Origin of the sequence: Gulosibacter molinativorax (assembly GCF_003010915.2) — a bacterium.
GTDB classification, from domain to species: Bacteria; Actinomycetota; Actinomycetes; order Actinomycetales; family Microbacteriaceae; genus Gulosibacter; species Gulosibacter molinativorax.
In genome coordinates, this window is the sequence record NZ_CP028426.1 from 584270 (window position 1) to 598062 (window position 13793).

The window sequence follows — 13793 nt, forward strand, 5'->3', positions numbered from 1 at the left end:
TGGCGGCCGGCCTGACCGCTGGCCGCCTACTCCTTGGGGGTGCTTGTGCCCGCGTACATGCCCTCAATGACGTCCGCGTAGCGTTCGAGCGCGACGTGACGCTTCAGGGAGAGCTTCGGCGTCAGCGTGCCGTCCTCCACCGTGAACGGCTTGTCGAGGATTTCGAACTTGCGAATCGACTCGGCGCGCGACACCGAGCGATTGGCGCGGTCGATGAGCGACTGGATGTGCTCGCGAACCGTCGGGTGCTTCGATGCCTCGGTGAGCGACATATTCGGGTTGAGCCCCTGCAGCTCGAGCCACTTCGGCAGCATCTCGGGGTCGAGAGTGACGATGGCCGCGACGAACGGGCGGCCGTCGCCGACCACCATGCACTCGCCGACGATCCCGTCCGCACGAACCTGGTCCTCGAACATTGCAGGGGCGACGTTCTTGCCGCCCGCGGTCACGATGATGTCCTTCTTGCGACCTGTGATCGTGATGTAGCCCTCGTGATCGAGCTGACCAATGTCGCCCGTGTGGAACCAACCGTCCTCGGTGAACGCATCCTTGGTGGCCTCGGGGTTGTGCCAGTACTCGCGGAAGACGTTGACGCCCTTGGTGAGGATCTCGCCGTCCTCGGCGATTCGGACGCCGCAGCCGGGCAGGGGCGGTCCGACGGTGCCAATCTTGAACGCGCCCGGCAGGTTGACCGACACCGGCGCGGTCGTCTCGGTCAGGCCGTAGCCCTCGAGCACCTGCACCCCGAGCGCACGGTAGAAGTGGCCTAGGAACAGCCCGAGCGGAGCCGAGCCGGAGACAGCATGGCGCACGTTGCCGCCGAGCGTCTCGCGCAGCTTCGAGAACACGAGCTTGTCGAAGAGCTTGTACTGCAGCTTGAGGCCGAGGGGCACCTTGCCCTCGTCCGTTGCACGCGACCACGCGACGCCCACCTTGACCGCGCGCATGAAGATCTTCTCCTTGCCACCCGAGGCAGCCTTCTGCAGCGCCGAGTTGTAGACCTTCTCGAAGACGCGCGGGACGGCGAGAAGGAATGTCGGCTTGAACGAGCCAAGCGCGGGCACGAGCTGGGTCGTGTCGCCCTGGTGGCCGACTCGGACGCCGTAGGCGACGCCGATGACGGAAATGAGGCGCGCGAAGACGTGGGCGAGCGTCACAAACATCAGCGTGGATGCGCCCTCCCAAGCGACAACATCACGCAGCGGGTGCTCGATGTTGCGAGCGAGCTCGACAAAATTGGAGTGGGTGAGGACCGTGCCCTTGGGGCGACCAGTGGTGCCCGCGGTGTAAATGAGTGTCGCGACATCGTCGCCGTTCGCGTGCGAGCGCGCGGCCTCGAGCTGTTCGTCCGAGACTGACTTGCCGTCCGCGATGAGCTGGTCGAGTGCGCCGTCCTCAAGCACCCAGTGCCAGCGCAGTTCGGGCTTCTCGCCCTCGATCTCCGTATAGCGGGCGTCAAGTTTGTGTGTCTGTGTGATGAGTCCCTGGGCACTCGAATCGCGCAAAATCCAATCAAGCTGCGAAGACGAGTTGGTCTCGTACACGGGCACCATGACCGCGCCGGCGTACCAAAGTGCGAAGTCGACGAGGGTCCATTCGTAGCTCGTCGAGCAGATGAAGGCGATGTGGGTTCCCGGCGTCACGCCGGCATTAATAAAGCCCTTGGCGATCGCGCGAACGTCGGTGGTGAACTGCTGTGCCGTGATATCGCGCCAGCCTTCACCCTCCGGAACGGCGAAGAGCGCTCGATTCGGAGTGCGCTCAACACGTGATTCCAGCAAGTCGGTCACGTTGAGCTGCGGCGCGGGCTCCGCCACAGCCGGTGTGATCCACTCGCGAACGGCGCCGTCAGTGTGTGCGGTGGCCTGCGATTGGGTCATGAGTAGGGGCCTTCCATCGTTGGATCCTTAGAGGACGCGACATCCTTGTCGCAAGTGAGAACCATATGCGGGAGTGTGCGCTCACCGCGGTATTTCTATCTTAGATGTCCAATTTTGCAGGAGCCGTGTATTGCCAAAATCGTAGTGAATGTGTCATAAGGCGCAACTGAGCACTGGCCGGTGCATTCGCTAGGTATGATGTGAGTCGCTCGACTGGAGGATTCGCGTATGTTCTATTGGCTGCTCAAGCACCTCGTTGCTGGACCGGCGGCGCGGCGACTCTTCCCGACCGTCATAGAGGGCGCCAAGAACATCCCTGACAAGGGCGCGGTGATCCTCGCATCCAATCACCTGTCGGTCATCGACTCCTTTATCCTTCCCCTCGTCATCAAGCGGCGCGTGAACTTCCTCGCGAAGTCGGAATACTTCACGGGCAAGGGCTTCAAGGGCGCCGTCAGCCGCTGGTTCTTTACCTCGACCGGCATGATCCCGATGGATCGCTCAGGCGGCAAGGCGTCGGAGAGTTCGCTGCAGACGGGTCTGGAGGTGCTCGAGCGCAAGGGCTGCCTCGGCATTTATCCCGAGGGTACCCGCAGTCCGGATGCGCGGCTCTATCGCGGGCGCACCGGCATCGCACGCATGGTGCTTGAGGCCAAGACGAACATCCTGGTAGTGCCCGTCGTGATGGTCGACACCGAGAAGATCCTGCCGATTGGTGCCAAGCGCCCGAAGATCGGCACGGAGATCGGCATCCGGATCGGCGAGCCGATCGACTTCTCGCGATATCGTGGGATGCACACGAACCGGTTTATCCTCCGCTCGGTCACGGACGAGATCATGTCCGAGATCGCGGCACTGTCGGATCAGGAATACGCCGACGTGTACGCTTCGAAGCTCCGTAAGGCACTCCCGAGCAATTAGGGGAGCGCAATTACGGTCAGGAATAACGCTGGCGTCTGCCTGCGTTAAGACAACGACAACTACACCACCACAGAAGTACGAGAATTATGACTATTACCCAGCAGCTCCAGCAACAGGTGAGTGCGGCAGCAGGTCTCGATAACTGGCGCGAACTTCCGATCCGTCAGCAGCCGACCTGGCCCGATCCTGAGGCTGCGAACTATGTGGTGAATGAGCTGGCCAAGCGCCCGCCGCTCGTATTTGCGGGCGAGGTCGACCGCCTTCGCGATCGCCTCGCGCAGGCCGCAGCCGGAAACGCGTTCGTGCTCCAGGGCGGCGACTGCGCCGAGACCTTCTCTGGCGCAACCGCGGACAAGATTCGGGGCCGGGTTTCGACCATCCTGCAGATGGCGCTCGTGCTGACCTACGGCGCATCCATGCCGGTCATCAAAATGGGTCGCATGGCTGGCCAGTTCGCGAAGCCGCGCTCGAAGGACACCGAGACGCGCGACGGCGTGACGCTTCCCGCCTACCGCGGCGACATCGTGAACGACTTCGCGTTCACCGAAGAGGCGCGCACGCCAAACCCGCAACGCATGATGGACGGCTACCACGTATCGTCCTCGACGCTGAACCTGATCCGTGCCTTCACGACCGGGGGATTCGCCGACATGCGCGAGGTGCACTCGTGGAACAAGGGCTTCGCGGCGAACCCCGCGAACGCTCGCTACGACCTCATGGCGCGCGAGATCGACCGCGCGCTGAAGTTCATGACGGCCACCGGTGCCGACTTCGAGGCGCTCAAGGAGGTCGAATTCTACATTGGTCACGAGGGGCTGCTGCTCGAATATGAGCGGGCCCTGACCAGGATCGACTCCCGCACGCAGCTGCCGTACGACACCTCGGCACACTTCATCTGGATCGGCGAGCGCACCCGCGACCTCGACGAAGCCCACATGGACTTCTTCTCGCGTGTTCGCAACCCGATCGGCGTGAAGCTCGGCCCGACGACCGACGTCGAGACGATGAAGCGCATCATCGACAAGCTCGACCCCGAGCGCGAGCCGGGTCGCCTGACGTTCATTACCCGCATGGGTGCGCAGAAGATCGGGGATGTGCTGCCCAGCCTCCTCGAGGCCATCAAGGCAGAGGACGCCACCCCGCTGTGGATCACGGACCCGATGCACGGCAACGGGTTCACGACCGAGCGCGGCTACAAGACGCGTCGTTTCGACGATGTCGTGACCGAGGTGAAGGGATTCTTCTCGGCGCACAAGGAAGCTGGTACCCACCCGGGCGGCATCCACATCGAGCTCACGGGCGACGATGTCACCGAGTGCCTGGGCGGTTCGGAAGAGATCGACGAGGCGGCGCTCGAGACCCGTTACGAGTCGCTGTGCGACCCGCGACTCAACCACATGCAGTCGCTCGAGCTCGCGTTCCTCGTGGCTGAGCTCTTGCAGGAGTTTCCGAAGGCCGAGGTCGACGGCCAGGACAACTGGTAGGCCTGTCTAGACCAGCCTGGCTAGGACAGCCTGACTAGACCAGCAACGAATTTGCCCTCCGGCGCGCAATGCGCCGGAGGGCAAATTCGTTCGTGAAGCAGGATGCAGGATGCGCTACGGCGCCTGTGGCTACGTGGTCTGCGCTACGGCGTCTCTGTCGGTGAGCGGACGATGGTCACGGTGCACTTGAAGCTAACCGTGCTGCTGCGCTCCGCCTCGGTCCCCGCACTTGGAGACTGCGAGGTGACCTTGCAGGTGTCGAGCTCGTCATTATTGACGCTGTGCGAGACCTCAAACCCGGCACTCTCCAGGGAACCGATCGCCGACTTTGCGGTTGCACCCACCACGTTCGGAATCTCGATCATCTCTGGGCCGAGGGACGTGACGAGGTCAATCGTGTCGCCCGGGCGAACGGGATCGGTGGTCGGGGTCTGACTCATCACGACGCCGGCGGGGACGCTGGAGGAGTAGTCGGACCACGCCACGTTGGCGACGAGACCGGCCGCATCCAGTTCCTCAAATGCGATCGTCTGCCCGAGCCCCGTCACATCGGGAACCGGGCCAGCGGAGACGACGAGTCGGATTGGCTCCTGCTCGGCCATCGTAACGGGCAGTGGCTCGCCGGACTCATCCGTGCCGTAGAGGACGGTGCCCGCTTCCGACTCATCAAACTGCTGGACGTTCGTCGCCTCGTCGTAGGTGAACCCGGCCGTTTCGATCGCGGCCGCGGCATCCTTGACGGTCATTCCCGACAGACCCGGCACGGTGAGAATCTGCGGGCCGGAGGAGATCACAAGATTAATCACCGAATCAGGCGCGAGACGCGTACCGGGGCCCGGGCTGGTCGACATGACCGTGCCCGACGGAATCTCGAGCGAACTCTCCTCAGTGACATCGCCGACGACGAAGCCCTGGGCCGCGATCTGCGCGGCGGCTTCGTCTTGGGTCGTGCCTTCGACAGCCGGTGCGGCGAGGTAGGAACCGGGGCCGTAGCCCTGCCACCAGCCGAGGAATCCGGCGAGTGCGACCAGCAGGGTGACGACGAAGGCGGCCACGAGTCCGGAGCGACGCTTCTGTCGGTTGATCCTCTCGAGTCGAACGGCCGCGAGCGGCGCGGGCGTGGAGTCCTCGGCCGCGTCCTCGCGAATCGTCTCGACCGCATCCGCGCCGAGGACCTCGCCCACGGTAGAGGGATCGGTCGGGGTCGTGAGCTGTTCCCAGCCGGAATTCGTCGCGGGGTTGTGCGTCTCGGCGAGCAGCTGCGTGCCGGGCTCGGCCGGCGTGGGGACGAGGCGTGTCACGGGCGGCGCGGTGACGCCGTCCGATGCCGCGATGTCGCGCTCGGCCTGGCGGAGCGCCGCGAGCATCGCGCCGGCGTCGGCCGGGCGATCCTCGGGGTCGCGCTCGGTGGACCACACCACGAGGTCATCGAGCTCGCGGGGGAGATCGGGTTGCTTTTCGCTCGGCGGTGGCACGTTGTCGTTCGCGTGGCGGTAGGCGATGTTGACCGGTTCCTCGCCGCGGTACGGCTGCTCGCCAACGAGCATCTCGTACATCATGATCCCGGCCGAATAGATGTCGCTGCGGACGTCGGCCGTCCCCTTGGTGACGAGTTCCGGAGCGAGATATGCGATGGTGCCGAGCAGCACCGAGCCGGATGCGGTGTTCGAGGTGGCCGCGCGGGCGAGCCCGAAGTCGGAAAGTTTGATTCGGCCGTCGTCGGCGAGCAGCACGTTCTCGGGCTTGATGTCGCGGTGGATGATGCCCTGGCGGTGGGCGACCTGGAGCCCCGCGAGGAGCGCATCCATGATGTCGATGGTTTGCTCGACTGTGAGCCGGTGGTGATCGTGGAGGAGATCGCGCAGGGTGATGCCCGGGACGTACTCCATGACGATGTAGGCGAGGCCCTCATCCTCACCCTGGTCGTACACGTTCACCAGGTTTGGATGCGCGAGGCGGGCGGCAGCGCGGGCCTCGCGAATGAATCGCTCGCGGAACGCGTCATCCGCGGCGAGGTGGTCGTGCATGATCTTGATCGCGACTCGACGCTCGAGCCGCAGGTCGGTTGCGACGTACACGGTCGCCATGCCGCCTCGAGCGATAAGCGAGCGCACTTGATAGCGGCCGTCGATAAGACGTCCGATCAAAGTGTCCGGGTTGGCTGGGCTCACGGATTGCAGGTTAGCCGGTACGGCCACAAATAATCGACTGAAACTCCGAGGGTGCACGCAGGAGAGGCATTGATCTGCGAATATTGAAGGGTGTCAACGCAATACTCAACCACTGAATGGTTCACCCTCCCCGAAGCAGCGAAGGAGCTAGCAGTTTCTTCGGGACGACTCCACCGCCTCCTTGAAGAGCGGTACCTTCTCGCGGTCAAACACGAAGGCGAGCTTCGCATCCCGCAGGCGTTTATTCGAAACGGCGAGCCGCTGGCCGGCCTGCGCGGCACCTTGACGCTGCTCGCCGATCACGGCGTCGTCGACCACGAGGCAATGGAGTGGCTCCTCAGCGAGGACGACGTGTTGGGCGTTACCCCGACGCAGGCGCTGCAGGAGGGTCGGAAGTCTTCCGTGCGCCGCTCGGTGCAGCTCCTCGCGATCTAGCCGGATCGCCGTGCAGCTCCTCGCGATCTAGCTGCTATCGAGCCGCTCGAAATCTAGTGCTCGCGGCGGGCGGCAGCGGTCGCGAGCTTGCGGAAGTGCTCGCGGGTGCGCTCGTCCAGGTCGATCTCGGCCATGGCAGCGAGCGCCTCGTCGAGCCAGCGCTGGATGTGCGCCTCGACGGCATCCAGCGCGCCGGTGTCGCGAATCGCATCCTGCATCCGGGCAATCTCGTCGGCGGTAAGGTCTGCCGCACCGAGCCGTGCTTCGAAGAACGCGCGCGTCTCGTCGTCGGCGCGCTGATCAACCTCCGCGATGATGAGCGTCCGCTTGCCTTCGCGCAGATCGTCACCCGAGGGCTTGCCCGTGATGCTTTCGTCGCCGAAGACGCTGAGCACGTCGTCGCGGACCTGGAACGCGAGGCCGAGGGGGAGTCCCATCGCGCGGATGTGCCCGACGAGTTGGTCGTCTGCCCCCGCCAGCCGGGCGCCGATGACGAGCGGCGCCTCGACCGAGTAGCTCGCGGATTTTGCGGCCGCGATCGCGATGGCACGGTCGGCTCGTTCGTCACGCGCGATCTGCTGCCAGGCGAGTTCGGCCACGACGTCAAGGTACTGTCCGGCGGTGACCTCGGTGCGCATCCGCGAGAACTCCGCGATCGCGGCCTGGCCTCGACTCGTGCGCACGTGGCTGGCCGCCTCGAGGCGGAGGTCGTCGCTCCACATTAGGAGGAGGTCGCCCGCGAGGATTGCGGCGGACAGACCGAAGTGTTCGGGGTCGCCGACCCAGCCTGCCTCGTGGTGCTTTCCCTCGAAGGCGCGATGCATTGAGGGCTTGCCCCGTCGCGTGTCTGATCGGTCGAGAATGTCGTCGTGAGCGAGCGCCGCCGCGTGGAAGAGCTCGAGCGCGGTCGCCGCGTCGACCACGGCGCGGCCGAGATCTGGGTCGGTCGCCGTGCGGGGCATCCGTGCACCCGCCGCAAGAAATCGAGCTCGCGTACGCTTTCCGCCCGCAGTGAACGCCACAAGCTGGTCCATCAGCGCGTCGAGTTCAGGGTTCAGAGCACGCAGCTGCGGGCGACGTTCGGCAAAGAGCGCGTCGAGTCGGGCGGACACAGATTCTACGAGGGGCAGACTTTCAGGCACTCCCTAACCTTATAAGGGTGGGAGGCCTACAATAGAGAGTCAGGGTTATTACCGCGGGAATCATCCCGCAGAGTGCGAGGGAATCATGGCACTGTCGGAGCAGGAACAGCGTTTGCTGGAGGAGATGGAGCGCAGTCTCTATCAAAACGACGCAGATGTGGTGTCCACCACGCCCAAGGGTGGTCCCGTCGTGTCCGCGAAGGCAGTGACGATCATTGTTCTCTCCGTGGTCGTCGGGCTCGGCATTGTTATCGGCGGCATGGCCTCCACGTACTGGTGGATCGGCCTTATCGGCTTCGTCGTAATGATCGCCGGCATCTTTTGGGCACTACGCGGCTCGAACAGCAGTGGCAAAGGGATGACGAGTGGTTCGTCCGCCGCCGGTCCGAGCGCTAGCAAGGGTTCGAGCGCCAAGCCGAGGAAGACTGGCGGCTCGTTCATGGACCGCGTTGAGGACCGCTGGGAGCGGCGCCAGGACGGCGAACTCTAGCTCCTCCACATCCCTCCCTTTCGCCTCGGGGTCGATCGTTTGATCGGCCCCGAGGCTTTTTTGTGCCCAAGATCCGACCCACCGAGGCCCGCGCCCGCGATTTCCCCTCCACATCCCTCCCCACTCTCTCAGCCAAGTGTTTTCAAGGGATTGTCAGGAAAAGCTTGGCCAAAAGGCGCGCAGACCCCTAGCGTGTGGGGTGATGTGGAGTAAAGTGGGGGTACGTGGTAGCCCAGGGAGATGAGAGGGAGGGCGAGTGCGATGTTTCTTGGCACGTATTCGCCCAAGCTTGACGAGAAGGGGCGCCTGATCCTGCCAGCGAAATTTCGTGACGAGCTCGCTGAGGGGGTCGTGCTCACCCGTGGCCAGGAGCGGTGCATCTACGTGTTCTCGAACACCGAGTTCGAGGGATTTCACGCGCAGATTCGGCAGGCGCCGGTGACGAGTAAGCAAGCACGCGATTACCTTCGACTTCTTCTGAGTGGCGCGCACGCCGAAACTCCGGACAAACAGGGCCGAATTACGATTCCCGCCCAGCTTCGCCAATACGCGGGGCTGGACCGGGAACTCGCGGTCATCGGGGCCGGAACGCGCGCCGAGATCTGGGATGCCACCGCTTGGAACACATACGTGGAGGCCAACGAAGCGGCCTTCTCCGAAACTGCCGAGGAGGTGATTCCGGGATTGCTTTAGCTCCCTGTTCTGAGACCCCCAGTCGTTTAGCTCTGAGGCACCTTCCCCGGCAGCAGAACGAAATGGCTTGGGATCTGGGAATAGGGAGACTCCCGAAAAACTATGAATGATTCGAAAGATTTAGGTGAGATCCATACCCCGGTGTTGCTCGACCGGGTGGTGGAACTGGTCTCGCCGACGCTCGAGGCGCAGGGGTCGATCTACGTCGACTGCACCCTCGGGATGGGCGGCCACGCCGCGGCCGTGCTCAGGGCGTGCCCGAACGCGCGGCTCATCGGCTTCGACCGTGACGCCGAAGCGATTGCGATCGCCAGCAAGCGCCTCGCGGCGTTTGGCGATCGAGTGCAGACCGTGCATGCGGTCTACGACGAGTTCGCGGATCGGCTTGACGACCTCGACGTCGACGAGGTGGATGCGGTCTTCTTCGACCTCGGCGTCTCGTCGCTCCAACTCGACGAGGCCGAGCGCGGGTTCTCCTATATGCAGGATGCGCCGCTCGACATGCGCATGAATCGAAGCGAAGGCATCACGGCGGCCGAACTCATCGCCGAGCTCTCCGAGACGGAGCTCCGGGACCTGTTCTATCGCTACGGCGATGAGAAGCTCGCGCCCCGATATGCCCGCGCGATAGTCGCGGCAAGGGGAGTGTCGTCGATCGACACGACGGGCCAGCTTGTTGACATCCTCCAGGATGCGACCCCGGCCGCGAAGCGGAACGCCGGGCACCCGGCAAAGCGGGTCTTCCAGGCGCTGCGCATCCGCGTGAACGGCGAACTCGACGCGCTGGAGTCGGCGCTGCCGCAGGCACTCGCGCGAACCCGCGTGGGCGGACGAGTCGTGGTCGAGTCCTATCAATCTCTCGAAGACCGCTTCGTGAAGCGCACGTTCAGCGAGGTCACCGAGTCCCGTGCTCCTCGTGACCTGCCGTTCATCCCCGACAACCTGCAACCCGAGTTTCGCCTCCTCACAAGAGGAGCGGAGCAAGCCCCGGCCGAGGAGGCCGATCTCAACCCACGTGCAAAGCCCGTTCGACTGCGGGCAGTCGAGAAAATTCGGAGCCACGCCGCATGAGTGCAGCACCACAGTCAGCCCCGTTCCGCCGCCCAGACCTGAGCGGGCCACGCCTGCGCCTCGTGACGGGCCTCAAGAACGCGACCAAGGTGTCGCCGCGCGGCGTCTGGGTCGCCGTCCTGATCGTCGTCATGGCGTTCGGCATCCAGCTGTTCCTCTCGACCATCATTGTGGAGGACGCCTACCGCACGAGCGAACTCGAGCAGCAACACCTCGAGCTCGAGCGCGCGCACACCGCAGCCCTCGAAAAGTCGGATGCGCAGGATTCACCGCAATACCTCGCGGCGCAGGCGACCGATCTCGGCATGGTGCCAGCCAGCAGCAGCGCGTTCCTCGACCTCGAGAGCCAGAGCATCGTGCATGGCGAGGGATGGGTGCCCGAGCGCGAAAAGGTCGACGCAAGCCTCGTCCCGAACGCGGTGCTCGAGCCCGCCGAGGAAGAGCAGCCAGCGCCGAAGCCCGGTGAGTCAACCAAGAAAAAGGAGGAACCTGCCGTACCGTCGGAGTTCGAAATGAGCTCGCCAAGCACCCGCTAGTGCGCGCCGTCCAACTCGGCGTCGTGGCGATGCCACACCACCAACCGCATGAGGGGAACTGACTTGGCCAAGCGTCGGAAAGCGAACGTGCGGGCAGTACTCCCGACGATTGCGCTCGCGCTGGTTGTCATCGCCTTTTTCCTCCGCCTCGTGACGCTGCAGGTTGTCGAGGCTTCCGCGATCAACTCGGAGGCCGACGGCCGTCGCGGAGTCGTCCAGACGCTGTGGGGGACGCGTGGGTCGATCGTCGATACCAACGGTGAGGTGTTGGCCTCCTCGGTCGACCGCTTCGATGTCACCTTCGCGCCCGTGAATATGAGCGATTTCCCCGTAATCGATCCTGAAACCGGGCAAGAGGTCACCGTCACCGTGCAGGACTCGATCAAGCAGATTGCCGAGATCACCGGTCAGGACCCCGCGGCGCTGCAGACGAGCGTGGATGCGACCGTCGCGGCCGACCCGGAAGCGAACTTCGGTTATCTGGCCAAGATGGTCACGCTCGAGGAATACCAGAAGGTGCGCGAGCTGCAGATTCCGTGGGTGTACTTCGAGCGGCATCCCGAGCGGGTCTACCCGAATGGCACGGTCGGCGGCAGCATCACCGGCTTCCTCGGCAGCGATGGCACACCGCTCGCCGGGCTCGAGCTGCAGTATGACCAGTGCCTTGCAGGCTCCAACGGCGAGGAAACCTATGTGCGCTCCCGTGACGGGGTGGCGATCCCTGGCTCGATCGTGACGCTGACCGAAGCCACGCACGGCGGCACCCTCCAAACCACGATCGATCTCGACACCGACTGGATGATGCGACAGATCCTGGCCGAGAACGTCGAAGCCATGCAGGCCAAGTACGGCACGCTCACGGTCGTTGACGTCAAGACGGGGGAGATTCTTTCCGCGGCCGAGTACCCGGCGGTCGACCCGAACGATCCCGCATCCGTTGACGCCGAGTACCGCGGTTCGCTCACGTTCTCGGGGCCCTACGAACCCGGTTCGATCATGAAGCCCATTACGGCCGCGATCGCTTACGACCAGGGCGTCGTCGATCCGAAGGAAACGATCAACGTGCCGGACACCTGGCAGGGCTCCGACGCGAACTTCAGCGATGACTCGCCCCACGATGATCAGGACATGAACATGAACGGGGTGATGGCGGAGTCATCGAACGTCGGCATCGTGCTCTACGGCCAGCGCGTGGATGCGGCGACCAGGTATCAGTACATGCTCGACTTCGGCTTCGGGAACCAGACCGATGTCGGATTCATCGGGGAAGAGCCGGGGCTGCTCTATTCTCCGGATGACTGGGACTCGCACACGTCGCTCAGCGTCATGTTCGGCCAAGGCTTCTCGGCCACCGCCGCCCAGATGGCGAGCGCCTATCAGGCCATCGGCAACGGCGGGAAACAGACGTCGCTGCAGCTCATTAAGGGCTGCCTGCAGGAAAACGGCGAACTTACCGATCAGCCGGAGATAACGAGCAATCAGGTCGTCTCGCCCGAGGCCGCGGATCTCACATTGGAGGCGCTCGAGGCGGTCGCGACGGGCGGTCATTTGTCCGAGAAAGTCGCTATTCCCGGGTACCGGGTCGGGATGAAGACCGGTACCGCCCAGGTGGTGAATCCCGAGACCGGGCTCTACGAGGACGGCAGTTATATCACCTCGATGGCGGGAATCGCCCCGATCGATGATCCAAAGTACGTCGTGATCGTGACCCTTGCGAACCCGGTTAAGATCACTAGTAGTGCCGCGACGGCCGATGCATGGCAGCAGGCGATGTCTTATATGTTGACCTCGAATGACGTGCCTCCATCACCAACGCCGTGGCCGAGCATCTCTACAACACCGTAACCACCACAGGAAGTCATGCCCGAATCTAGTCTTCGCCCGCACCATCCCAGGGCGCGAATTCTCTCCGAGATGTGCGCCCAATTTGGACTCGAACCAACACAATCTGACTTCGACACGGAGCAGATCGAGGTGACGGGCGTCGTGAGTGATGCGGATCGGGTGGAGTCGGGCGACATGTTCGTGGCGATCCTGCCGCAGGGCGTGGATCGGGCGCAGGGTGTCGATCGGGCGCAGCAGTTTGAACTCGCGATTGATCGCGGGGCCTCGAGCATCATGGCGAACGAGGCCGATGCCCGCTTGCTCCGGGATGTGGACGTTCCGGTGCTCGCGGTCGAGGATCCGGGCCTCGCGCTCGGGCACATTGCCCAGTGGGTGTACCAAACCGAGCCGGATTCGCCCAAGTTGCTTGGCGTCACGGGCACGCACGGCAAGACGTCGGTCGTCTACCTCATCGACCACCTCCTCGAGACGCTGGGCATCAAGTCCGGCACCTCCACGAACCTTGAGCGGCACATCGGCGACGAATGGGTCGACGCGCACGGCGTCGCCGCGGACGCCGACGAGCTGCACGCGATGATCGCGCGCATGCGCGAGGTCGGCATCCACGTCGCGAGCGCCGAGCTCACGAAGGATGCCGTCATCGGCCACAATTTTGCTGGCCTGTATTTCGACGTGGCCGGGTTTAACACGTACGACCCCGCCTCGGCGCCGTTGGTCGACGCCGAGGCGGGGTTTGAGGCCCTGATCGAGTTGTTTTCGCCCGAGCAATCGCGTCGCGGCGTGATCAATATTGACGTCGAGGATGGCCGCCGCCTGGTGGAGGAGACCCGCATCCCGATCACTACGATTTCGGCGCGCCGCGAGTCTGGTGCAGACTGGTGGGTCTCGGAGACTCCCGCCGACTCGGGAACGCAATTTTCGATGTACGGCCCCGACGACCGCGAGCTGCACAGCTGGTCATCGCAACAAGACGCCTACAGTGCGATAAACGCTGCGATGGCGATCCTGATGATCGACAGCGCGGGCTGGGACGTCGAGCAGATTCAGGATGCGCTCGGTCGCGTCGGCGGAATTCACCTGGGTTCCGTAGATGGCCGTCCAGCGCGGGAAGAGGTAGGTCAATAG

At 64.0% G+C, this 13793-nt stretch carries 12 protein-coding genes; 9 read left to right on the forward strand and 3 right to left on the reverse strand.

Annotated features, from left to right (window positions below; all coding sequences use genetic code 11):
• Positions 1-26: 26 nt before the first annotated feature.
• Positions 27-1880 (reverse strand): AMP-dependent synthetase/ligase, encoded by a 1854-nt coding sequence (locus GMOLON4_RS02845; protein WP_051266191.1) that lies wholly within the window; start codon positions 1878-1880, stop codon positions 27-29.
• Positions 1881-2108: 228 nt separating this feature from the next.
• Here GMOLON4_RS02845 and GMOLON4_RS02850 point away from each other — a divergent pair, with 228 nt between their 5' ends.
• Both GMOLON4_RS02850 and GMOLON4_RS02855 read left to right on the forward strand, forming a co-directional pair.
• On the forward strand, positions 2109-2801 hold the full coding sequence (locus GMOLON4_RS02850; RefSeq protein ID WP_035731856.1) for a lysophospholipid acyltransferase family protein: 693 nt from the start codon (positions 2109-2111) through the stop codon (positions 2799-2801).
• Between the two features lie 86 nt (positions 2802-2887).
• Positions 2888-4285, forward strand: a complete 1398-nt coding sequence (locus tag GMOLON4_RS02855) for a class II 3-deoxy-7-phosphoheptulonate synthase (protein WP_051266189.1) — start codon at positions 2888-2890, stop codon at positions 4283-4285.
• Positions 4286-4428: 143 nt separating this feature from the next.
• On the opposite strand, the gene pknB is transcribed toward GMOLON4_RS02855, so the two are convergent.
• Entirely contained in the window at positions 4429-6456 is a 2028-nt protein-coding gene (pknB, locus tag GMOLON4_RS02860; protein WP_035731929.1) for a Stk1 family PASTA domain-containing Ser/Thr kinase, read from the reverse strand.
• A gap of 90 nt (positions 6457-6546) precedes the next feature.
• Here pknB and GMOLON4_RS02865 point away from each other — a divergent pair, with 90 nt between their 5' ends.
• Positions 6547-6891 (forward strand): Rv2175c family DNA-binding protein, encoded by a 345-nt coding sequence (locus GMOLON4_RS02865; protein WP_026936052.1) that lies wholly within the window; start codon positions 6547-6549, stop codon positions 6889-6891.
• Between the two features lie 53 nt (positions 6892-6944).
• On the opposite strand, the gene GMOLON4_RS02870 is transcribed toward GMOLON4_RS02865, so the two are convergent.
• Positions 6945-8033: a polyprenyl synthetase family protein gene (locus tag GMOLON4_RS02870; protein WP_026936051.1), complete on the reverse strand. Its 1089-nt coding sequence runs from the start codon at positions 8031-8033 to the stop codon at positions 6945-6947.
• An 85-nt stretch (positions 8034-8118) separates the two neighbouring features.
• On the opposite strand from GMOLON4_RS02870, the gene GMOLON4_RS02875 reads away from it, so the two are divergent.
• From GMOLON4_RS02875 to GMOLON4_RS02900, 6 genes are all read left to right on the forward strand, one after another.
• Positions 8119-8523: a DUF3040 domain-containing protein gene (locus tag GMOLON4_RS02875; RefSeq protein WP_026936050.1), complete on the forward strand. Its 405-nt coding sequence runs from the start codon at positions 8119-8121 to the stop codon at positions 8521-8523.
• A 261-nt stretch (positions 8524-8784) separates the two neighbouring features.
• Positions 8785-9216, forward strand: a complete 432-nt coding sequence (gene mraZ, locus GMOLON4_RS02880; protein ID WP_026936049.1) for a division/cell wall cluster transcriptional repressor MraZ — start codon at positions 8785-8787, stop codon at positions 9214-9216.
• A 102-nt stretch (positions 9217-9318) separates the two neighbouring features.
• Positions 9319-10287 (forward strand): 16S rRNA (cytosine(1402)-N(4))-methyltransferase RsmH, encoded by a 969-nt coding sequence (rsmH, locus tag GMOLON4_RS02885; protein ID WP_026936048.1) that lies wholly within the window; start codon positions 9319-9321, stop codon positions 10285-10287.
• Positions 10284-10823, forward strand: a complete 540-nt coding sequence (locus GMOLON4_RS02890) for a hypothetical protein (protein ID WP_051266180.1) — start codon at positions 10284-10286, stop codon at positions 10821-10823. Before rsmH ends, GMOLON4_RS02890 begins: the two co-directional genes overlap by 4 nt.
• Before the next feature lie 48 nt (positions 10824-10871).
• Positions 10872-12668, forward strand: a complete 1797-nt coding sequence (locus GMOLON4_RS02895) for a peptidoglycan D,D-transpeptidase FtsI family protein (RefSeq protein WP_084147327.1) — start codon at positions 10872-10874, stop codon at positions 12666-12668.
• Positions 12669-12737: 69 nt separating this feature from the next.
• A complete protein-coding gene (locus GMOLON4_RS02900; RefSeq protein WP_026936045.1) occupies positions 12738-13793 on the forward strand; it encodes a Mur ligase family protein in 1056 nt (351 codons plus the stop codon).